Source organism: Neptunicella marina (genome assembly GCF_014270035.1).
Classification (GTDB): domain Bacteria; phylum Pseudomonadota; class Gammaproteobacteria; order Enterobacterales; family Alteromonadaceae; genus Neptunicella; species Neptunicella marina.
The window spans coordinates 351249-374581 of record NZ_JACNEP010000002.1 but is presented as its reverse complement, the minus strand read 5'-3'; the positions used below and the strand labels follow the sequence as shown (position 1 = coordinate 374581).

Annotated in this window: 20 protein-coding genes; 18 read left to right on the top strand and 2 right to left on the bottom strand. The window is 43.4% G+C overall.

Features of this window, described 5'->3' with window-relative positions; translation table 11 throughout:
- Positions 1-4: 4 nt before the first annotated feature.
- Positions 5-1981, bottom strand: a complete 1977-nt coding sequence (locus H8B19_RS04085; protein ID WP_186505505.1) for a winged helix-turn-helix domain-containing protein — start codon at positions 1979-1981, stop codon at positions 5-7.
- Between the two features lie 550 nt (positions 1982-2531).
- Entirely contained in the window at positions 2532-4199 is a 1668-nt protein-coding gene (gene ettA, locus H8B19_RS04080) for an energy-dependent translational throttle protein EttA (RefSeq protein WP_186505504.1), read from the bottom strand.
- A gap of 393 nt (positions 4200-4592) precedes the next feature.
- Between ettA and H8B19_RS04075 the strand changes: the two genes are divergently transcribed.
- The 18 genes from H8B19_RS04075 to H8B19_RS03990 all read left to right on the top strand — a co-directional run bounded on the left by H8B19_RS04075 (position 4593) and on the right by H8B19_RS03990 (position 23296).
- Positions 4593-5417: a flagellin N-terminal helical domain-containing protein gene (locus H8B19_RS04075; protein ID WP_186505503.1), complete on the top strand. Its 825-nt coding sequence runs from the start codon at positions 4593-4595 to the stop codon at positions 5415-5417.
- A gap of 93 nt (positions 5418-5510) precedes the next feature.
- Entirely contained in the window at positions 5511-5933 is a 423-nt protein-coding gene (locus H8B19_RS04070; RefSeq protein ID WP_186505502.1) for a flagellar protein FlaG, read from the top strand.
- A 65-nt stretch (positions 5934-5998) separates the two neighbouring features.
- The gene (gene fliD, locus H8B19_RS04065; RefSeq protein WP_186505501.1) at positions 5999-7474 is read left to right on the top strand and encodes a flagellar filament capping protein FliD; all 1476 of its coding nucleotides are present in this window, start codon (positions 5999-6001) and stop codon (positions 7472-7474) included.
- Between the two features lie 44 nt (positions 7475-7518).
- Entirely contained in the window at positions 7519-7953 is a 435-nt protein-coding gene (gene fliS / locus H8B19_RS04060; RefSeq protein WP_186505500.1) for a flagellar export chaperone FliS, read from the top strand.
- On the top strand, positions 7950-8252 hold the full coding sequence (locus H8B19_RS04055) for a hypothetical protein (protein ID WP_186505499.1): 303 nt from the start codon (positions 7950-7952) through the stop codon (positions 8250-8252). Before fliS ends, H8B19_RS04055 begins: the two co-directional genes overlap by 4 nt.
- Positions 8253-8363: 111 nt before the next feature.
- The gene (pseB, locus tag H8B19_RS04050) at positions 8364-9362 is read left to right on the top strand and encodes a UDP-N-acetylglucosamine 4,6-dehydratase (inverting) (RefSeq protein ID WP_186505498.1); all 999 of its coding nucleotides are present in this window, start codon (positions 8364-8366) and stop codon (positions 9360-9362) included.
- A complete protein-coding gene (gene pseC, locus H8B19_RS04045) occupies positions 9359-10495 on the top strand; it encodes a UDP-4-amino-4,6-dideoxy-N-acetyl-beta-L-altrosamine transaminase (protein WP_186505497.1) in 1137 nt (378 codons plus the stop codon). Before pseB ends, pseC begins: the two co-directional genes overlap by 4 nt.
- A 9-nt stretch (positions 10496-10504) precedes the next feature.
- Entirely contained in the window at positions 10505-11206 is a 702-nt protein-coding gene (pseF, locus tag H8B19_RS04040; RefSeq protein ID WP_186505496.1) for a pseudaminic acid cytidylyltransferase, read from the top strand.
- Complete coding sequence (locus H8B19_RS04035) at positions 11196-12164, top strand: glycosyltransferase family 9 protein (protein ID WP_186505495.1); 969 nt, start codon at positions 11196-11198, stop codon at positions 12162-12164. Before pseF ends, H8B19_RS04035 begins: the two co-directional genes overlap by 11 nt.
- Entirely contained in the window at positions 12164-13213 is a 1050-nt protein-coding gene (pseI, locus tag H8B19_RS04030; protein WP_186505494.1) for a pseudaminic acid synthase, read from the top strand. The genes H8B19_RS04035 and pseI overlap by 1 nt, the downstream gene beginning before the upstream one ends.
- Positions 13214-13222: 9 nt before the next feature.
- Positions 13223-14257 (top strand): UDP-2,4-diacetamido-2,4,6-trideoxy-beta-L-altropyranose hydrolase, encoded by a 1035-nt coding sequence (gene pseG, locus H8B19_RS04025; RefSeq protein WP_186505493.1) that lies wholly within the window; start codon positions 13223-13225, stop codon positions 14255-14257.
- Positions 14257-14805, top strand: coding sequence for a GNAT family N-acetyltransferase (locus tag H8B19_RS04020; protein ID WP_186505492.1), 549 nt, complete (start codon positions 14257-14259; stop codon positions 14803-14805). Before pseG ends, H8B19_RS04020 begins: the two co-directional genes overlap by 1 nt.
- 12 nt (positions 14806-14817) lie before the next feature.
- Positions 14818-15060, top strand: coding sequence for an acyl carrier protein (locus tag H8B19_RS04015; protein ID WP_186505491.1), 243 nt, complete (start codon positions 14818-14820; stop codon positions 15058-15060).
- A gap of 24 nt (positions 15061-15084) precedes the next feature.
- Entirely contained in the window at positions 15085-16446 is a 1362-nt protein-coding gene (locus H8B19_RS04010) for an AMP-binding protein (RefSeq protein ID WP_186505490.1), read from the top strand.
- Positions 16446-17492 (top strand): LuxE/PaaK family acyltransferase, encoded by a 1047-nt coding sequence (locus H8B19_RS04005; RefSeq protein WP_186505489.1) that lies wholly within the window; start codon positions 16446-16448, stop codon positions 17490-17492. Before H8B19_RS04010 ends, H8B19_RS04005 begins: the two co-directional genes overlap by 1 nt.
- Entirely contained in the window at positions 17476-18681 is a 1206-nt protein-coding gene (locus H8B19_RS04000) for an acyl-CoA reductase (RefSeq protein WP_186505488.1), read from the top strand. Before H8B19_RS04005 ends, H8B19_RS04000 begins: the two co-directional genes overlap by 17 nt.
- Before the next feature lie 20 nt (positions 18682-18701).
- Positions 18702-22259: a 6-hydroxymethylpterin diphosphokinase MptE-like protein gene (locus tag H8B19_RS03995; RefSeq protein ID WP_186505487.1), complete on the top strand. Its 3558-nt coding sequence runs from the start codon at positions 18702-18704 to the stop codon at positions 22257-22259.
- A gap of 146 nt (positions 22260-22405) precedes the next feature.
- Positions 22406-23296 carry a LicD family protein gene (locus H8B19_RS03990; protein ID WP_186505486.1) on the top strand — a complete coding sequence of 297 codons (891 nt, stop codon included), beginning with the start codon at positions 22406-22408 and terminating at the stop codon, positions 23294-23296.
- Positions 23297-23333: the final 37 nt, after the last annotated feature.

Sequence of the window (23333 nt, the reverse complement as noted above, 5' to 3'; positions counted from 1 at the left end):
AAGTTTAGTTGGCGGGCGAAGCGGATAACCATACTGCTTCGCGCGTTTCTGACTGTTGATTATCAGACAACATTTCAACGCTATGCGCGTTGAAATCGCTCATAAACATGGCGTTTTCATCATAATAACCAATGACATCTGCCAGTTCATTCACTGGGTCATATCGCCATACATTTAATTGTTTGTCCTGCAAATATACAAAAGCGTTTTGTACAATAAAATCAGACTGAATAATTAAATCCGGTAGCGCTGTAATTGGCTGCATTTTTCCATCAACAAACTTGCTTAAGTTGCCGTTTACATCGGCTGTAAGCAGAGTGTTGTTTATTCGCTGCGCCCAGCTTACCTCTGTCGTTAGCAGTTTTTGGTATTGGCCACTATTTACATTAAATGTAATTAAGGTCGGTTTATCCTTGATAAGGACTGACATTAATATGTTGCCGTCAATGCTTTGATAAAGTCGCAGAGGAACAAACTCAGTAGCGAGCTTGTGTGCTTGTTGAGCACTATTTAATACCCACAGTGTTTGATTACTGATAAGAATGTGTTGATGAGTGTTCAGCCAAAGAAAATCAGTGACGTCTTCCAACTGATGACTTAATTGTTGTTCCGGATTGCCCGACAACCAGATTTGTGACGTGCCTGTACGGTCAGACAGAAAAGCAATGTTGTCACCATCAGGCTGAAATTTACCTTTCCATTCCTTATAAATACTTGGCGACACCATCGAATCCGTGAAGCTCATATCCTGATTAAATTGGCGCTTATTCACACTGCTATCCAATCTTGATTGCAGTAATAAAAAACGATGTTGCATTGCATCAGACTCGATAGTGAGAATTTGGCTGCTCAAAGGCAGTGACTGTTGTTTAACCAGTTGAAAGTTGTGTAACCAGAATAAGGTGTTGTTGTCTGTAATTAATAACGTGTCTTGATTAAACCAGCTTGCATGGCTTGCCTGCTTTAATGCTTTGGGCAGCTCTTTACTGTCTGATTGCGTCCATTTTTGTTGTTGGTTTTGCCACTTTGTGTACCAGATTTTACCGTCACTCAACCAGCCTAAGGTGTGGTTAGTTTCAGAATAAAACAGTTGTGATGTAGCGAAATATCGTTCGCTTAATAACTGGGGCTGTTGCAGTTTTTCATTAAACACATTTATCTGACTGAGATGATCGGTACCCGTATTTATATATGCCAGGCTATTGTTGCTGAGCCAAACAGGCGAGTGAGCAAAGCCCTCACTGCATCCGGTCAATGGCGTTATTTTTCTGCTTACTATTTCTAAATTAACCAGCTGCACACATTTATGCTTTTCAAAGCGTGTTAGTAAACCAAAGCTAATGATTTTGTCATCAGGTGAGACGGCAAGCTGACCTTGGATCCACAGGTTATCTGCCAATATGGTTTGTTGTGCAGTTTTGGTGTTTTGAATCACCAATTGATGCTGCTTGTTATTTTCTCGGCTAAAAACCATAAAATCACCTTGATGGGATAAGGTGATAGCCATTATGTTTCTGCCATCTAATGTGACCGGCGCACTTTTTGTCAGGTTTGGGTAAGTCGGTGATGCTGGCCAAAACATAATTAACGCACTAAATAACAAGGCGGTAATTAACACTATCCATTTATTATGGCTTGGAGTGACGGCAGGCTTTAGCTCGTTGTATGGAAGTAGCGGTGCAGCCATGCTGTAACCCAATTTAGGGTGGGTTTTGATCATGTGCTGCTGTTTAGCATCATCACCTAACAGTTTACGCAACTGCGTAATGCAGCGCTGTAAGGTATTGGGTGTCACAACAACGTCGCCCCAAACCTTGTCCATTAAGGTTTGTTGGCTGACAATAGCGCCGTTAGCTTTACACAATATGTGTAATACCGCGGCAAGCTTTGGCTCTAATGTCTCTATACTTCCGTCTTTATTTATTTCCGCACGGTCGAAATCAACGACGATATTTTTAATTTGGACTTTGTTAGTAGCCAATCCCTAAAAGCCTTTTATTCCAGCTAGTTAGCAATTATTTTGGCATAAAAAAGCGCTTAACCGAACACTTTAAATTACTTGGATTAAGTTTTCGTTTTTAAAGAAAAAAGGTGAGGGAGCAGGGCAGGCGCCCTGCGTTGTTGCGCTTATTTGCTGATTTTTTTGTATTTAAGCCTGTGTGGCTCGGACTTTTTTGATGGGTCACCCGAACAAAATGTGATTTTGTCCGGGTTCGCTTTTCGTGCCGAAAAGGCAGGGCCGGCGCCCTGCTGTGGTCGAGCTATTTGCTGATTTTTTTGTATTTAAGTCTGTGTGGCTCGGACTTTTTTGATGGGTCACCCGAACAAAATGTGATTTTGTCCGGGTTCGCTTTTCGTGCCGAAAAGGCAGGGCCGGCGCCCTGCTGTGGTCGAGCTTATTTGCTGATTTTTTTGTATTTAAGTCTGTGCGGCTCGGACTTTTTTGATGGGTCACCCGAACAAAATGTGATTTTGTCCGGGTTCGCTTTTCGTGCCGAAAAGGCAGGGCCGGCGCCCTGCTGTGGTCGAGCTTATTTGCTGATTTTTTTGTATTTAAGTCTGTGTGGCTCGACCACGTCCTGACCAAAGTTGGCTTTGAGCCAGGCTTCGTACTCGTTGTAGTTACCTTCGTAGAAATTAATTTTGCCTTCATCGCGGTAATCGAGAATATGAGTGGCCACACGGTCGAGGAACCAGCGGTCGTGCGATATCACCATGGCACAACCCGGGAAGGCCAGCAGGGCATTTTCCAGTGCGCGCAAGGTTTCTACGTCCAGGTCGTTGGTTGGTTCATCGAGTAACAGCACGTTGCCGCCAGCTTTTAGTAGCTTGGCTAAATGCACACGGTTACGTTCACCACCTGACAGGTCTTTGACAAACTTTTGCTGATCATTACCTTTAAAGTTAAAGCGGCTTAAATAAGCGCGGCTGTTTAACTCAGTGTTGCCGATGCGAATTAAGTCCTGACCTTCTGAAACTTCCTGCCACACGGTTTTTTTGTCGTCCATATCATCGCGGAACTGATCAACACTGGCCAGTTGCACGGTATCACCAACAATAATCTCACCGCTGTCGGCTTGTTCTTTGCCGGATAAAATACGGAACAAGGTGGATTTGCCGGCACCGTTCGGACCGATAATACCGACTATCGCGCCTTTAGGCATGGTAAATGATAAGTCGTCAATCAAGACTCGCTCGCCATAGGCTTTATGCAGGTTTTTAACTTCAATAACCTGATCACCTAACCGCTCACCAGTTGGAATATAAAGTTCGTTGGTTTCGTTACGACGTTGAAAATCGGAACTGTTCAGTTCTTCAAAGCGTGACATACGCGCTTTACTTTTGGCCTGACGACCTTTGGGATTACTGCGCACCCATTCCAATTCCTGTTGAATTGATTTCTGACGCGCGCTTTCAGTGCGTTCTTCCTGTTTTAAACGTTCATCTTTTTGTTCTAACCAGGACGAATAGTTACCTTCCCATGGGATCCCATGACCACGGTCAAGTTCCAGGATCCAGCCTGCAACGTTATCTAAGAAATAACGGTCGTGGGTAATGGCAACGACTGTGCCTTCATAGTCGTGTAGGAAGCGTTCTAACCAGGCAACAGATTCTGCATCAAGGTGGTTAGTTGGTTCGTCGAGCAATAACATGTCAGGTTTTTCAAGCAATAAGCGGCACAATGCCACGCGGCGGCGTTCACCACCTGACAGTTTATTTACGTCTGCATCCCAAGGCGGCAAACGTAGTGCATCTGCGGCACGCTCTAACGCGTTTTCCAGGTTATGACCGTCTTTGGCCTGAATGATGGCTTCCATTTCACCCTGTTCTTTTGCCAGAGCATCAAAGTCGGCCTCTGGTTCAGCATAAGCAGCATAGATTTCATCAAGGCGTTTTAAAGCATGAGTAACATCTGCTACTGCCATTTCAATGTTACCGCGTACGTCCTTATCACCATCTAATTGTGGTTCCTGAGGCAGGTAACCAATTTTAATACCGGGTTGTGCACGTGCTTCACCTTCTATATCCGTATCTATGCCAGCCATGATACGCAGTAAGGTTGATTTACCTGCTCCGTTTAAACCTAAGACACCAATTTTGGCTCCGGGGAAAAAACACAGGGAAATATCCTTAAGAATTTGATTTTTTGGCGGCACAATTTTACCGACACGAGACATGGTATAAACGTATTGAGACATGCGCTTTGCATTCCTGTAGTCAATGGATTGGGTAGGTCTCGTTTGGAACCTACCTAAGTTTGTTTTATAGCTGCAATTTTATCATTAGCTGGTGCTTACACAAAGTTCTGTTACCTGTCTATTTTTATGTTCAGTCAAAAAAATATTTTTAATTTATTTTTCATAAACTTGTTAAGTGGTTGTTTTTAAAGCAATTAAAAAATCGTAAAAAAAGCTAAAGATCCTAATGGCCTGGTCGATAACCTTAGTTGAGGGGAATTCTATTCGTAGAGTTTTTGGGGTTTTGGTAGAGGTGCCAATCTCCCATTTAAGAGGCAACTCGCAAGAGTTGAAATTGAGGCGAACCAGTTTGGATATGAGGGTATCCACGCTGGTTTTCAGGAGGTTATTATTATGGGTTTATATGTAAACACCAATATATCTTCGCTCAACGCACAGCGTCAGCTGTTTAATTCAGGACAGGCGTTATCGACTTCGTTTGAACGATTGTCGTCTGGTTTTCGAATTAACCGTGCTGCCGATGATGCTGCGGGCTTACAGATTTCTGATCGTATGACGGCGCAAATAATCGGTTTGGACCAGGCTGCACGAAATGCCAACGATGGTATTTCTGTGGTACAAACTGCCGAAGGCGCGTTAGGGGAAATCACCACTTCGTTGCAACGTATTCGCCAACTGGCGGTACAAGCGCAAAATGGTATTAATACATCGTCTGACCGTACTGCACTGCAAAAAGAAGTATCTGCACTTAAACAGGAAATCAGCCGTATTGGGCAGAATACTCAATTCGGTGGTGTTGATCTGTTGAAGGGGACTTTCTCCGCCGCTTTCTTAGTTGGTGCTAATCCGGGACAAACCATTTCCGTAAACTTATCACGTAGTGGTGGTTATGGCACGTCAGGTCTTAGCATTGGTGATGTATCTGTTGCTACTTCTGATAATGCGTCTGCAGCGTTAACCAATATTGATAATGCCTTATCAACCATTGGTGGTGCTCGTGCTGATTTAGGTGCATTGCAAAACCGGTTCTCATCCACCATCCGTAACCTGAGCAATATATCTGAAAATATTTCAGGTGCTCGTTCACGGATCCGTGATACCGATTTTGCCACTGAAACCGCGGAACTGACACGTAACCAAATCGTGCAGCAAGCGAGTATTTCGGTGTTGAGTCAGGCTAACCAGCGTCCACAAGCTGCGTTAACCCTTTTGAGCTAAATAAAGGGGGCTACTATAGTTAGAATGTATCAGTTACATTTAACTGATATTAAAACTTGGTAGCCAAGCTTTATTTTTTAAACGAGGTGGAAGATGGATATCGATTTTTCACAAGTTGCGCCTTCTTTGGCAAACAATCCGTTGGCTCAACAACTCAGGCAACCACAGCAAAAAGTTGAATCGCAAACACAGGATTCTGATTCTGAAAAAGTGAAATCTTCAGAACAGGAAATCAGTAAAGTTAATTCAACTTCAGCCGATAAAATTTCAGCAGGTGATGAAATTGAAACGGCGGTTAGTGATGTAAATAGCTTTTTGCAATCACAAACCCGTCAGCTTAATTTCTCAATTGATGAAAAAAGTCAGCGCTCTGTGGTTAAAGTGACTGATTCCGATACCGGCGATGTTATCCGTCAGCTTCCTTCTGATGAAGTATTGAAGTTAGCTGCCAGGATTAAAGATTTACAATCTGACATCGGTGCAGCGGTCGGAGTGTTGTTTAGCAATAAAGCGTAATCTGTTAGATTGCGCTTTATTATTTATCTATACCGCTTGGTTGCGGTTAGCATTACGAGGTTTTCATGGCAATTCAATCATTGGGTGTAGGTTCCGGCTTAGCACTGGATGATCTGGTAACTCAGTTACTGGAAGCTGAGCGTAAACCTAAAACCGATCGACTCGACAAGCGTGAAGAAAAAGTTGAAGCGCAACTGTCTGGGATCGGCCAGCTAAAATCTAAAATGGACGATTTCAAAAAGTCCGTTGATGATTTGCGTTTTGATTATGAACTTCGCGGGCGTAAAGCGTTAACCTCTCATCCAAGTGAGACACTTGAACCATTCACAGCTGATGCATCTAATTCTGCCACAGCAGGTAACTACAAAATTGCGGTGACGCAACTAGCCAGTGGTAGTCGTATTGAAACCAATAATGCGGTTAATCCAAGTGATCCCAGTCTGGCTGGGTTTGCCAATTCCAAATCAGAAGTCATAACTACCGGCAGTGGAAATAATGGTTCCCTGACTTTTAAGGTGGGCACCGATTCATTTACGGTTAATGTGACCGAGGGCATGACGCTTGAGCAACTGCGTGCCAAAGTTAACAGCAACAAAGATAATTTTGGTGTAAATGCCAGCATTATTAATACCGGTACCACCGATGGTGGTGCACGTTTAGTGTTTAGTTCGACCATTACTGGTGCAGGCAATGATCTGCGTATTATCAATGATAATGATATTGCTGAACTGAACCGTGTTTCCACTGAAAGTTCAGACGGTTTAACCAGTTACCTTGCGCCAAAAGAATCGGCCAAAAATGCTCAAGTTACCATTGATGGTATTGTGGCAGAAAGTTCGACCAACGAATTTAAAAACGTGATTGAGAATGTGTCTTTTGAAGTGAGTGAATTGTCTTCTTTAGATGCACTTGGTGATCCCATGACGTCAAAACTGGAAATTGGTTTTGATACAGAAGGGGTTGAAAAGAAAATCCGTGATTTTGTTGATAATTACAATTCACTGATGTCAGAAATTACCAAGCTTACGCGCTATGGCCAGTCTGATCTTGAAGATGACGGGCCTTTAGCGGGTGATTTTATGGCGCGAAATATTGAGTCGAGTCTTGCTGGCATTATTTCTTCGTCGGTACCGGGTTCTGCATTAGGCACCTTATTCCAGTTAGGTGTTAGTTTTGATGATGACAATAAATTGCAAATCAGTGAAACGGATGAATTTGGTATTGATAGTGGTCAGAAGCGTCTAACGGCTGCGCTGGAAGATAATTTTGATGAAATATCCAACCTGTTTACCGGGGATGATGGTATCGCGTCAAAGTTGTATGACTTTACTTATGAATATACTACCTTTGGTGGCCTGTTAAGAACACGCGAGCAAGCATTTAAAGATGAAAGAGAATCCATCTCTGACCAACGTGAGCGTTTGGAATTACAAATGTCCAATTATGAGCAGGTACTGCGTAGCAAGTATCAGAATCTGGATAAAACCGTCGCACAATTGAATCAAACCGGTTCCGCTTTAATGGCGGCGTTGGGCGGTTAGACATTAAATCGATAAAATCACGCAAGTGAAGAGGTAACATTGTCATGGCACTAAAGGGGATTAACGCATATAAAAAAGGCAATATTCGTCAGGAAATTGCCAATGCCGATCCGCATAAGATTACGCTGATGTTGATGCAAGGGGCGCTGGACAGGCTGGCTTACGCTAAAGGTAATATGGAGCGTAAAGATTACGCTGGTAAATCCGAGAATTTGTCACGAGTCACCGCTATTTTAGTCAGTTTGCGTGACAGCCTGGATATGAAAGCCGGCGGTGAGATTTCCGATAATCTTTTTGCATTGTATGACTACATGCTGCAGCGTGTAACCGATGCGAATGTTCAGAATAGTTTGAACATCATGGACGAAGTGATTAACCTGTTGTTACCGATTAAGACGGCGTGGGCGCAAATTCCTGAAGAGGCAAAACAGGAAGCTTATGCAGCTCAGCGTCAACAACAGCAACAAGCTGCAGTGTGAGCGATACAGATTCAATAAAAACACATCCAGAACTAGCGCAAAACTTTGAGAAGATACAAACCTTAGTTGCTGCGGAAGAACTGGATCATGAAACATTATTAAAGCTGGTCACAGAGCGTGATCAGCTTATCCAACAACAACTGGGCCTGCTTTCTGGCCAGTCTCTCCAATTATTTTGTCAGTCAGAATTAGATCGACATCATTACATTCAAACCGAAGTTGCGCCGCTTTTTGAGCAAACATCAAAACAGTTGGCAAAGTTAATGCATAGCCGTAAAGCAATAAAAAGCTACAAATAGTACTAAAAAGCAGCGCTCTGGCGTGCTAACGGGCGAGTTTGTTTGACTTGAACTAAATTCATGATACAAACAAATGTAGTTACGATGAATTAATCTAAGAAGATCAACAAGATGTTTGATGGCAAAACGATTTTAATTACAGGCGGCACGGGTTCATTTGGCCAGAAGTTTATTGGTCGAATCCTTAAGGACTATAACCCTAAAAAACTTATCGTCTACTCCCGGGATGAACTAAAGCAATTTGATATGCAACAACGGTTCAATGCGACTTGTATGCGTTACTTCCTGGGGGATGTAAGAGATAAATATCGTTTAAAAACTGCCATGAGTGGTGTTGATTTTGTGGTACATGCCGCGGCTCTTAAGCAGGTGCCTGCGGCTGAATACAATCCAATGGAATGCATTAAAACCAATATTATGGGCGCTCAAAATGTGATTGAAGCCTGTATTGAATCTAATGTGCCAAAAGTCATTGCCTTATCCACCGATAAAGCCGCTAACCCGGTCAATTTATATGGCGCAACCAAGCTGGCATCCGACAAATTATTTGTCGCGGCGAATAACATTGCAGGAGCCGGTGGTACGCGCTTTGCCGTCGTGCGTTACGGCAATGTTGTTGGCTCACGCGGCTCAGTTGTGCCGTTTTTCCGCGATTTATTGGCAAAAGGTGACACCTGTTTGCCTGTTACTCATGAAGAAATGACCCGTTTTTGGATCACACTTGAGCAAGGCGTTGAGTTTGTTATTAAAAACTTTCAGCGCATGCAAGGGGGAGAAATTTTTGTTCCCAAGATCCCATCGGTGCAGATAATTGATTTGGTTGAATCCATGAGTGGTAAACGCGAATATAAAACCATTGGTATTCGCCCAGGTGAGAAAATTCATGAAATTATGGTGCCGCAGGAAGTTGCACACCATTCCTATGAATTTGATGATCACTTCGTGATAGCGCCTGCCATATTGTTTTTTGATAAAAACGTATCTTATTCCTCAAATAAACTGGGTGAACAGGGACGCAAAGTGGATGAAAAATTTGAGTACCATTCAGGTACCAATCCGCACTTTTTGAGCGTAGATGAATTAAAACAGTTAAATGACCTTACCTTATGATCCCGTATGGTAAACATCAGATAGACCAGCAAGATATTGATGCTATCACGCAGGTTCTGACCAACGAGTTTTTAACTCAGGGGAAGCAAGTTCCGGCATTTGAAAATGAGCTGCAACAGTATTGCCAAAGTGAATACGCGGTGGCGGTTAACAGCGGTACCTCTGCTCTACATATTGCCTGTTTAGCTGCGGGCGTTGCTCATGGCGATGTGGTCTGGACCTCACCAATATCTTTTGTCGCGTCAGCTAATTGTGCACTTTATTGCGGTGCGGAAATTGATTTTGTAGATATTGATCCAACTACGCGCAATCTGAGTATTGAAGCCCTTACACAAAAACTAGCTACAGCAACAAAAATTCCTAAAGCGATAGTTGTTGTGCATTATGCCGGTGTGAGTTGTGATATGCAGGCTCTGGCTAAATTAAAAGCCCAATATGGTTTCATGATCATTGAAGATGCAAGCCACGCACTAGGTGGACGCTATCAGGAATCCCCCATTGGTAGTTGTCAGTATTCTGATATGGCCGTACTGAGTTTTCATCCGGTTAAATCGATTACCACGGCTGAAGGTGGTGCCGTAACAACCAATAATGCTGAACTTGCCGAAAAGCTGATTTTATTTGCCAAACATGGCATTACACGTCATCCCGCGCGGATGGAAAATCCAAGTGAAGATGCCTGGTATTACGAGCAAGTCGAACTTGGTTATAACTATCGTTTAAGTGATTTACATGCTGCGTTGGGGCGTTCTCAGTTAAAAAAACTGGATGGTTTTATTGCCGAGCGTCAAAAAAAGGTGGATTGGTACCAACAGGCGTTGGCGCATTTACGGCTTAAACTACCAACAAATCCAGAATCAGGATTGGCAGCCTGGCATATTTATGTGGTCGAATGCGTTGAGCACGACAGAAGAGCTGTGTTCAATGCGCTACGTGAGAAGGGGATTGGTGTAAACGTGCACTACATTCCTATTCATCTGCAGCCCTATTATCAGCGTTTAGGATTTAACCCGGGTGATTTCCCTGTTGCTGAAGCTTTTTATCAAAATGCGATTACATTACCGCTTTATCCGGGATTGGAGCTAAAGCAACAACAACGGGTGGTTGACGCGCTCGAAAGTATTTTAGCTTGAGGAGAAAAGGTGAATTTAGCCGTTATTCCTGCCCGAGGAGGCAGTAAACGTATACCGGGTAAAAATATCCGCCAGTTTGCCGGTAAACCTTTAATTGCTTATTCGATACTGGCGGCGCAGCAAAGTCAGTTATTCGATAAAATTATCGTTTCGACTGATGATGAAAAGGTAGCTAAGGTCGCCACAGAATTTGGCGCAGAGGTCCCTTTTATGCGTCCTGAGGATTTATCTGATGATTTTACCGGTACTCGTCCGGTGACTAATCACGCCATTGAATTTTTTCAGCAACAAGGCCAAATGCCGGAATTTACCTGCTGTATTTATGCGACGGCCCCTTTTTTACAGGCACAATATTTACTGCAAGGTTTAAATGCGCTGAAAAGTAAGCCAGCTAAAGCATTTGCATTTTCTGTGACCAGTTTTGCCTTTCCTATACAGCGAGCTTTAGAACTCAACGAAAATGGGCCTGCGCCTATGTTTGAGCAGCATATTTATCAGCGTTCGCAGGATTTAACTGAAGCCTACCATGATGCAGGTCAGTTTTACTGGGGACGTAGCGCAGATTATTTATCCTCAAAAAAGATTTTTTCATCAGACAGTGAGGCGGTGATTTTGCCGCGCCATCTGGTGCAGGATATAGATACACTTGAAGACTGGCATAGAGCCGAGTTGATGTTTAACGCCTATATGCGAGAACAAGATGTCACATAACAATATATTACTGATCCGAATGACCGATTTTGCAGATGTGGTAGGGGTGGCTCTACCTGCATTGCGCTATTTTAAACAGCAATTACCCGAAGCAAATATCAGCTTGCTCAGTTACGCAAATGGCATTGATTTCATTAAGCTGGCAGAACCTAATATCAATGTTTGGGGGCTGAACAGAGAACAGTGGCCAGATAATATTATCCCGGCAATGGAAACATTTTTAGGACTGGCTGAGCAGATTGTCGCCAATAAGTATGATCAGATCATCAATCTGGATTGTGGTTTTATGCCGTGTTTTCTGGCGCGCTTTTTAAAAGATGCAGGTGAGCCGGTGGTTGGCAATTATATCAGTATGTCTCTGAATGAATTACTGGAACAATTTCAACAACAAACACTTAAACCGGAATATGTAAATCAGCCAACAGAATATATGCAAAGTACCTTTTATGGTATGACGCGATGGCAAAGTGAATGGTGGCAAAGTCCTTTTTTACCCGATAACGGTTATCCGGAATTTTATTTGCGCAGTTGTTGTGGTTTTGATCAGGCGACAATGGATTGGTCGATAAATATTGAGTCGGATGCAGCGCTTAACTCGCAAAACAAAAAGGTCGTTGCACTGGCAACCATGGATGCAATGACAGGCGTTGGTTTTCCACGCACGGTTGAACTGGCAGACCAGTTGCAGCAGAAAGGCTTTGAGGTGTGGCAATTTGATCCCAATGCTCATGCGCCGGCTGACGTACTTGCTAAATTAAAAAGCACTGACTTATTAGTGTGCATTCCCGGCGCTGCACGCTGGATGGCAGCCTGTGTGAGTTGCCCCGTGATGCTGATAAGTGGTGATGTGGATCCCAGAACCTTTATGCCGGAATTTGCGACCGATATGGACAGTTTTGATATTACGCCGCAGCAACTGGTGGAAAGTATTGAATCAATCTTTGCGGAGCCATCCTGATGACAATTGATATTGGTGGTCGCCAAATTGGTCAGGGTTATGAACCTTTTATCATTGCCGAACTAAGTGGTAATCACAGCCAGCAGTATGATCTGGCATTACAAATGGTTGAAGCGGCAGCCAAAGCTGGCGCACATGCAATAAAACTGCAAACTTATACTGCCGATAGCATGACACTGGATGTTAAGCAAAAAGGATTTGTGATCGAAGAAACCGATAGTCTGTGGCATGGCGAGTCATTGCATGCGTTATACAAAAAGGCCGCAACACCTTACGAGTGGCACCAAAAGCTATTTGAGCGTGCTAACGAACTTGGCATGCTGGCATTTAGTTCTCCTTTTGATGAAGAGGCGGTCGACTTTCTCGATGGCTTGAACGTGCCTTGCTTTAAAATTGCCTCTTTTGAATTAACCGATTTACCGTTAATTGCCAAAGCTGCCAGTAAAGGCAAACCGCTGATTATGTCTACTGGCATGGCATCTCTATCTGAAATAGAACAAGCGGTTAATACAGCAAAGAATAACGGCTGTGAGCAGATTATTTTATTAAAATGCACCAGCACTTATCCGGCGCAGCCAACCAATACTAATTTGCATACCATCCCTCATTTAAAAAATGCCTTTGGCTGCGAGGTGGGATTGTCCGATCATACTGCTGGGGTAGGAGTGTCAGTTGCGGCTGTGGCATTGGGTGCGAATGTAATTGAAAAACACTTTGTACTCGATAGAGCTGCCGGTGGTGTTGATGCTGAGTTCTCATTAGAACCAGATGAATTAGCCGCATTAGTCATTGAAACCAAGCGCGCCTGGCAGGCGATGGGCGCAGTGGTGTATGGCGGTACGCAGGCCGAAGAAAAATCAAAACAGTATCGACGCTCTATTTACGTCGCTAAGCCGATTAAAGCGGGTGAGAGCTTAACCAAAGAAAACCTGAGGATTGTGCGGCCAGCGTTTGGTTTAGCGCCAAAGCACTGGCAAAGTGTGCTCAATAAAGTGGCTAAAACCGATCTCGAGCCAGGCACACCGTTAGACTGGTCGTTGTTTGAATAAGGATTGAATGTGAAAGTGCTGTACCGGGTGGATGCCGGTAATCAAATTGGACTGGGACATTTAATGCGCTGTCAGGCGCTGGCTCAGGCTTTAGCTCACGACAGTATCGAACAAATATTTGTGGTGAAAGAGCAAACTCAGCAACTTATTCAGACACAACATAGTTGGCAGGGCAAATCACTTGTCATGCCCGACAATATCGAATTGGCACAGGAAGTTGACTGGATTACGCTGCAAGCCAGATTAGCCGATGCGGATTATGTGGTGTTGGATGGCTATCAGTTTACCCAAGGTTACCGCAATCAATTAAAACAGCATTTCCGTTTTTTAATTCTGTTTGATGACAACAATAACAGTGGCGATTTACATGCGGATCTTGTGATCAATGCCGCACAAAACGCGACGAGTTTAGGTTATGAAAAAACAGCGCCAGCCGCGATTGCGTGCCTGGGCAGTGATTTTCACCTTTTGCGTCAGGAATTTTATGTGGCTCAGCCGCTTAAATGGCATTTACGTCATGCCTTAACCATTATGCTGGGTGGCAGTGATCCGTTTAACTTTACCTTGCCAATCATTGAGGCATTTAATCGTTTGGCAGCTGATATTCCGCTACGTGTGATTACCGGCGCAGCCTATCAAAAACAAGATGAATTACAGGGTTTTATGCAAAGCAGTGCTCAGGCCATTCAGCATATTCATGATTGTCAGAATATGGCCGATATGTTCAATCACACTCGTTTAGCCATCTCTGCTGCAGGTGGCAGTCAATTTGAGTTACAGGCCTGTTGTACGCCCTCTTTTTTATTGGTGGTAGCAGATAACCAGCTAAACGCCACACAACAAGCTGCAAAAAACGGCCACTGTCTGGCATTTGACATGCGTAATAACGCCGATGTGGTTCCAATGGTTAAACAAGCTATCGATTACTGGCGTCACGACAACAAATTACAACAAATGCATCAACAGCTTTTGGCCTTGCCTTATACAAATGGCGCGGTGAATATCGTCGAAGCGATTTACCAACTGGATAGGAAAACAGCCTAATGCTGAAAGGTTATCAGGTGGTACTAAGAGACATAAACCAAGATGACTTGTCTATGCTCAGAGACTGGCGCAATAGTGCTGAGGTGAGTCGTTATATGCTGTCGCAGGAGCAAATCACTGCCGAGCAGCAACTGGCGTGGTTTAATAAAATTCAACGTGATGAAAGTCAGCAACACTGGATAATTGAATACAAACAACAAGCGATTGGCAGCATAAATATTAAAGCCAATACCGTGGGCAAAAAGCTTACCGAGGCGAAGGAGCTTGAGGTTGGGCTATATATTGCCGATAACCGATACAGAGGTAACATAGTCGCGTTTGCGCCTACATTACTGGTTAACGATTATTGTTTTAACCAGTTAGGGGTGGAGGCGTTAATTGCAGTGGTGAAAACCGATAATCAGGCAGCGCTTAGCTACAACCAAAAGCTTGGGTATCAGCTTCAAAAACAGCAGGATAACTTGCAGCATATTCGCTTAAATCAGGCGAATTACGAACAGGCAACCAGTACCATTAAGCAGTTATTATCGCGGCCATCCAAACATTAGCAGGACTAAACAATGTCAAATAAACACAAACTATATCAAGCATTTGCAACTGGCCTGGGAATTGAACTCGACTCAGTTAAAGACGAGCTGGCATACAATAGCATTCCGCAATGGGACTCCACCGCGCATATGATTTTAATTGCTGAAATTGAAAATCAATTTGATGTGATGTTGGATACCGATGACATTATCGACTTAAGTTCAGTGCAAAAAGCGCAGTCTATTTTGGGTAAATACGACGTGAGTTTTAACTAAAGGCGTTCAGCAACGGACTATATTGTGTTTTTTAGCTGGCCTACTGACTGGAACAACAATACTGCGGTAATTGAACATGACCGTAAGCTGACCTATGCCCAATTACAGGAGCTGGTTGAGCAATACAAAGAGCAATTAGGTAACGGTCGCCAGTTAGTGCTGTTAGTCGTGCACAATAATGTGCAATCGGTGGCTATCTATCTGGCCTGTTTGCAGAGTCAGCACGTCGTGTTGATGGTGGATGCGTCCTTGGATGCACCAAAGCGAGCAAAGTTATGCGATGCTTACCAGCCTAACTGGATAGTGGATGAATACGGATTACATAAACAGCATGCCGCGCAGCATTTATTAGATGAACGAGTGGCTGTGTTGTTATCCACTTCTGGTTCAACTGGCTCACCCAAACAAGTAGCACTTAGCGTGGAAAATTTGCAGGCTAATGCTCAAGGCATTGCTAGCGGATTGCCTATTGCTCAATCCGATATCACCATCACCACCTTATCCATGGCATATTCTTACGGTCTGTCGGTGATTAATTCCCACCTGCAATGTGGCGCCAGTATTTTACTAAACGAGCATAGCGTAATGAGTCGTGAATTTTGGCAGGCCCTGGAGCAACATAAGGTCAGCAGTTTTGCCGGCGTGCCCTACAGTTATGAAATGCTGATCCGACTGGGTTTATGCAAAAAGAAATTGGCAGATTTACGTTATTTTACTCAGGCTGGCGGTAAGTTAGCTAAAAAATACGTGCAGCAACTAGCCGATTTTGCCAATGCACAAAACAAACAATTCTTTGTGATGTATGGTCAAACTGAAGCCACAGCCAGAATGGCTATCAATGCCGAGCCGGAGCACTACCCCGAATCTATCGGTTATGCGATTGAGGGCGGTGCGTTTTTGCTGATAGACGAGCAAGGGCATTCTATCAGTCAAAACCACATTGAAGGTCAGTTAGTTTATCAAGGCCCCAATGTGATGCTGGGTTATGCACAATCGGTTGTTGATTTAGCCCATTTTGAACCCGCATCTCAGTTAGTGACGGGGGATTTGGCCTATCGTGATGAGCAGGGGCGCTACTTTATTAGCGGGCGTCAGGCGCGTTTTATTAAACCTTTTGGTAACCGCATTAGTCTCGATGATGTTGAAATCTGGCTGCAGCAACAAGGCGTTGATGGGTTAGCCACAGGCGACAATGATGAATTATGGGTGGGCGTGTGTGAATCATCTCATTTGGAACTGACTGACTTAAAAAATAAGTTACAACAACAACTTAATCTGCACCCGAGTAAAATTAAGATTTTTTCAATCGATGCTATTCCGCTGACATCATCGGGTAAAACCGACTATCCGGCATTTAAGCAACTCATCAGTGAGGTGAGTGGTTGATGCTGGACTTTAATGCCGATGATATTTATGCACTTGATGCCAGGCAGAAACAGGCTTTTTTACAGCCTGAACTGGATAAGTTAAGCGAATTTCATCGAGAGCACTGTGATGCTTACCAACGAATTTGTAGCGGGTGGAATTTGGCTGCAGGCGATTCAGCAATGCCATTGGCGGTACGTTTATTTAAGGAAATGTCACTAAAAAGTATCAGCGATGATGAGGTGTTTAAGGTTTTACACTCCTCTGGTACGTCTGGTCAGCCATCAACCATTTATCTGGATAAAGCAACTGCGCAGCTGCAAAGCCAGATACTGGTGAAAATACTCCAGCACTGGCTGGGTAAAGCCCGTCGTCCCATGTTGTTAATCGACTCACCTGCCACCTTAAAAAAATCGGGCGGTATGAGTGCACGTGCTGCGGGTTTGCAGGGCTTGTCATTTTTTGGGCATAACCATACCTACGCGTTAGATGAAAACATGCAGCTGGATATTAACGCGGTATCACAGTTTTTTGCTGAATTTGGTCAGCAGCCGGTGTTGATGTTTGGTTTTACCTTTATGGTTTGGCAGTGTTTTGTGCAGCAGCTGCAAAAACATAATTTGCGATTTAATTTGCAGGATGCGGTACTGATCCACGGTGGCGGCTGGAAAAAACTGCAAGCTCAGGCCGTGTCAAATCAGGACTTTAAACAGGCTATTAACCTGCAACTTGGTCATGTTCGTGTGCATGACTATTACGGCATGGTAGAACAAACTGGCACCATTTACTTTGAATGTGAACAGGGGCATTTACATTGCCCTGTGTGGTCGGATATTCAAATTCGCCGTGCACACGACTTAAGTGTGTGTGATGTGGGCGAAACCGGGCTTATTCAGCTTAATTCGGTTACAGCACAAAGTTACCCCGGTCATCAATTATTGACCGAAGATTTAGGGCTGTTACTGGGCGAAGATGACTGCCAGTGTGGCCGTAAAGGTAAATATTTTAACGTGGTAGGGCGAGTGCCAAAAGCTGAAGTCAGGGGGTGTAGTGATACCTTTTCCTGATGAGTTAAGTGTTATTGAATCAAAAACATCGGCCGAAGTGAGTTGGCATGTACCCTTGCAAAAGGAGGTGAGCCAAACACTCACACCCTGGCAGGATAGTTTGCTGGTCGTTGTTGATGAGCTGGCACAATTTATTTTGCAGCAATCTCAGGCGCGAGCCTTTCCCGAGATTATTGCTCTGGCATTTTGGGCGCGGGCAGCCAACCTGCAACAGATTAAATCCACAATCACATCGGATGCTTTTGATTCAAAACAAGCGGCTAAGGTATTTCATATTGCGCCGGCCAATGTGGACACGGTGTTTTTCTATTCCATGTTGTTGTCGGTGTTAAGTGGCAATCAGAATATTGTCAGAATTAGTCAGCGTAGTGGCGACATTACTCGCGAGCTTATTCAACTATTGCAGCAATTTTTGCAACGTAAACCAAGCAGCTTGCTACATTCGTTGGTAAGTGTGGTGGAATATGCTGCCGAACAGTCGGATGTCACTGAAGCACTTAGTCACTGGAGTGATTTAAGAGTGGTGTGGGGCGGCGATAATGCCATTGAAGCGATATCGGGCATTGCGCCACAAACACCGCAGTTGTGTTTTCCTGATCGCTACTCCATTGCGATGCTGCATGTGCAATCTGCCGAGCAGGCCAAAGATGCTGCACAGAAATTGTGTAGCGATATTTTACCCTTTGCACAACAGGCCTGTTCATCGCCCAAAGCGCTATATTGGTGGGATACCTCGCTTGAATTGCAGCAACAGTTTTATCAGCAACTTGCTCTGAGTTTAGCCGAACATAAACAACAATTTGATGTGTCGCATCAGGTAGGGCAAGTGCTTATATTGCAAAGGTTATTAGCCCTGGGGCACATTAATTGCAGTAATATCTGGCAGTTAGCCGGGCTGCGAGTGGCTGAAATAAACAATATTGAACCAGATGCCTTTAGTTCTCATAACGGATATGGTGTGCTGTTAAGTGTTCAGTTGCAGGACATTAAACACTTACCCTTTGATGACAAATTACAAACGATCGCTACTTATGGGCTGTCGCAAGACGTGCAACAAACGCTAAGTAATATGATTGATAAACATGTTGCCAGGAGGCACATTGAGCTTGGTAGTGCATTGGTGTTTAACCAGATTTGGGATGGGGTGGATTTACCACAGGTATTTTCGCAACTTCACACAACAGAATAAAAGCAGGTCGTTACTTTTTTATGCTTAAAAATATTCGATTACATCTGGAAAAAGATGAATCTAAACAAGCTGAATTAGAACAGCAACAGTCTGATAAAATTCAGCAAACCTTTATGCGCAGCTTGCGTGCGTTCAGGCAGTATATTCCGTCGGTATTGCCCTATATTAAAGATATTAAAACGCAAAACATGGCGCTTATCTGCAATAAATTTGGTGAAACCAATATTGTGGATTATGGCATTGGTCGCACTTTTTATGGTTTGCATCCTGAGCAGGAAGTCAACCTGCAATTTGACTCGATAATAGAACATTGTCCTTATATTGCGTTCCGCGATGTTGAAAAACCGTCCAGTGAGCAACAGCACAGTCTAAATCAATTAGATAGTTATCAGTATCAGCAAGATCAGAAACCTTTGCCTACTCAGTTAGATGTCATGGTGGTATTGGGTATTGGTTTGGGCAAGCATATTTTAAGGCTGGTTAAAAATTATCGAATCAAACATTTGATCATCTATGAGCCAGAAGTACAGTTTTTGCAAAGCTCGGTATTGTCTGTTGAATGGGCCGAAATTCTGTCCTATGCGACGAATAAGGGCACGGCGATTTATCTGCAAATGGAAAAAGATGCACGTAATTTGCTCGATGATATGCAGGAGCTACATCAGCATTTTACTTTTGATGGTTTTTATCTGTATCAGCATTACAACCATCCAGTATTTAGCTCTATTAGCTATGAGCTAAAAAGCAAAAACTGGAGCCGTTTGCTTAAAGATGGATTTAACTATCAGTTAAATCAGGATGTTCAGCAATATCTGCCAATGTGGACACCACAGTCTGATATGGCCGGTTTTGACGATGTAAATCATGCTGAGGACAAGTTATTTAAGCAAAATCTGGCTGCATTTGAGCGTTACTTTCCTGCGATCCATAAAGAATTTAAAGATTATTCACCTAAGACCTGGTTGCCGGTAAAAGATGTTAACGGTGAAATTAATCTGGTGCATAAACAAGCGCTGGTAAGCTGGTATACCGAATCGCCTAAACAGGAATGTTTGCTCAATTTTGAGAACTTTAGCGAGCAGCCGAATAAAGATGGTTTAGTGCTGGGTTATAACGGTACCAAGCTTAAACATTACACCCATTATCAGTTTGTTAATCAGATGGAGCCCCTGCTCGAAAAAGCAGAAGAACAGCAAGGCCAATTACCGGATACGATTAAGTCACTAATCCTGTTTGGTATTGGCACTGGCTATCAGCTTGAAGAAATGTTTCGCCAGCATGTTGTCGAAAAACTGTTTATTTGTGAGCCAAATCGCGATTTTTTCTATGCGTCACTTTTTGCTATTGATTGGAGCAGTATTTTGCAGACGGTTGATCAAACCGATGCGCGTATCTATATCAATATTGGCGATGATGGCAGCCATTTATTCCGCGATTTACTCAATCAGTTTTATTCGGTTGGGCCTTATATTCTGTCCAGTACTTATTTCTACCAAAGCTATTACAACGCCAATTTAGTGCAGGCGATTGCCCAGTTGCGTGAGCAGTTACAGATAGTGATCAGCATGGGCGAATATTACGACCATGCTCGTTTTGGTATTGCACATACTACCGAGGTCATTAACCGCGATTATTCGTTATTGTCTGCCAATGCAGGTAAAAAACTCAGCTTTGATGATAAAGAAGTGCCGGTGTTTTTAGTGGGAAATGGTCCGTCGCTGGATACCAGTATCGAAGCGATTAAAGAATGGGGCGACAGGGCAATAGTGGTTTCCTGTGGTACGTCGTTACAGGTACTGCACAAACAAGGCATAGTGCCGGATTTTCATGCTGAAATTGAGCAGAATCGTTCAACCTTTGACTGGTGTTGCCGGGTAGGGGACTTTGACTACCTTAAAAAAATCAGTCTGATTTCCTGTAACGGTATTCATCCTGACACCTGCGATTTGTTTAAAGATGTATATGTGGCCTTTAAAGAGGGGGAGTCGTCAACTACTTCGGCACTGGAAGTGTTAGGTGAGCATAATTTTACCAAGCTAAAATTTGCCTTCCCCACCGTATCTAATTTTGTAATGAATCTGTTTACCAGTATGGAGTTCACTCAGCTGTATTTGTTAGGGGTGGATTTAGGGTTTGTTGACAATAAACACCACCACTCAAAACAATCGGGTTATTACGACAACAGTGGCAAGGAAATGTACGATTATGCCGCCAAAAATAACACCTCGTTAGTGGTACCGGGCAACTTCCGCAAAACGGTATTTACCAAACATGAATTTAAGGTGTCGAAGGCTATTCTCGAGCAATCACTGGCAAACAGCAAAGTCGATTGTTTTAACTGTAGTGATGGTGCCCGAGTGGCAGGTGCGACGCCGTTAAAAATTGAGCATATGCTGATTACCGCATCACAGCAGCAAAAACATGCTGCGCTGGAGGCTATCAAAAAACAAGCTTTTATAGAGCCAAATCACTCCCACGATTATTTACAAAAATTTGAAGCGCGTTTTATTCCTGAGCGACTGGAATTTGAACTAGGCAAAATGACTGAGCGAGTGGCGATGCCAGTGGAAACAGTTGCGGATGCTGAAGCGTTAATTGAAAGCCAAAAACGTATGTTGTTTGCCTCCTACCAAGAGGGTAAATCACTACTATTTTTCTTATTGTATGGAACGGTGAATTACGCCAATGCGGTGTTTAGTAAATTGATTGCGAGTAGTAGAGACAACCAATTGAGTGAGGCGTTTAGTCAGGCAAAAGCGCTATGGTTAACTACCTTAGAGGAAATTTATCAGCAAAGTGTCAACTTGCGTATCGCCTGGGATTTTAGTGTTTCTTTTGCAGCTAAAAGAGAGCAAGTTCTTACCGCAAGGAAAAGTGAATCAGCAACCATTTTATGTAGTTATCCAAACAATATTGACAAGCACTTTATACAGTGGACTGTGCTCAGCTTATCAGCGCAATGCTCCGTACATTCATGCAAAACCGCAGAAGCATTACCGCAAGCTGACTGCTTGATGCTTATTGCAGATAATCTTGAACAGGATTTGATGTTGCTTAATCACCCGCATGTAGCTCATGCAAAGCTCTTGCTAGCAGACAGTAACCCACAGCTATTTAATCAGTTACAGCAAAAAACGTCAGCGCAGCCTATGGCACTGATTTACCTTGCCGACAAAGTCAAAACCAGTCAGGACATAGATATGTTTGTAAAAGGGGAAAAGCCATACTTGCGTGATTCGCTGGTTACTATTTGGTTAGCTAAGTATTTTTATAGTGTTGAACTATACAGTGTTTTTATTCCAAGGCTGCAATATGTGGCTGGTAAGGTTGAAAAAATTAGTCCCCTGTTAGTGAAAATTGAGCAGGATCTTGGAGACATTGAACACTATGTAGAATTTCCTGATTATCTGGCTATTCCTCGTAAAAATGTAAAGATAGAGAATGCGTTGCTTGATAACTTAGGCAATAGAGGACGATTAGTGGGAGGGAATATTCAGGCCTCATCTTTGCTAGGGCGCACTCTTGAAAAAGCTCAGGCTAAAAAGTTGGCGCAATTGATGATAAATGGTGAGCTTTAGCTCGCTAAAGCCAAATACGGCAATGTGATGTTGTATGGTTAAGCGGCCCCTGTTATAGAAAAATGAGCAGTAGCCGATATAAGTCACACAGATAAAAACTAAATTTATTAACTTAACCAGATGTAACAGCGGGTTGGGAATAGTATATGCAAGCAAAAGCACAATCTAAGGCGATTATATTTGGTGCAGGCAACGCTGGCGTTGCGGCAAAAAATAATCTGCAAAACCGCTTTGATGTGGTTGCTTTTTGTGACAACGATCCCGTTAAAATTGGAAGTAAACTTGAAGGGGTAACTATTTTGTCCCCTAAGGAATTACCCGAACAAGAGGTGGATGTGATCCTGATTGCCAGCGAGTTTTTTGAGAAAATCAAACAACAATTGCTGCAGTTAGGTATTGAATCCGTAAAGATCCAGATCTTATCTGCTAAAGAGATTAAGTCGTTGCAATTAGGTGCTGCCAGCAAGATAAATGACCTTTCGGTAAATATTTTGCTGATGGTTTGCAAAGCATTAAAGCAAGCGCGGCTTCGATACTGCGCTGACGCTGGTACGTTATTGGGAATATACCGTGATGGCGCTCTGATTCCCTGGGATGACGATTTGGATGTGGCCGTTTGTTCAACACAATGGCGACAAGTGTTGCAGACTGTCACTGCCATTTTGCCCGAGCTCGAGGTGTTCACTAATGTATCTTGGGAAGTGCAAGTACTTCATGCTCCTCAGGATTTTTGCGCGATTAAACAGGGAGATGTGCGATCCTTAAAGTTGCAACCTGTCAGTGGTAATAATGATCTGCCAATGATGGATTTTTTTGTGAAATATATTGTAGGTGAGTGGATGGATTATACCTTATCCTCACGCGGGATAAGGATGCCCAGCGAACATTTCACACAACTGGATAACATGCAATTTTCAGGAACCTGCATAAATATTCCCCACAATACTGAGCTGTATCTGGAACGTCATTACGGTGACTGGCGCACCCCTAAACAACACTGGGATTTGAGTGAGCTGAAAAATGCTACTGTTTATTAAAGGTTAGCGATGAATACGCTTTTAAAACTTATAAGAA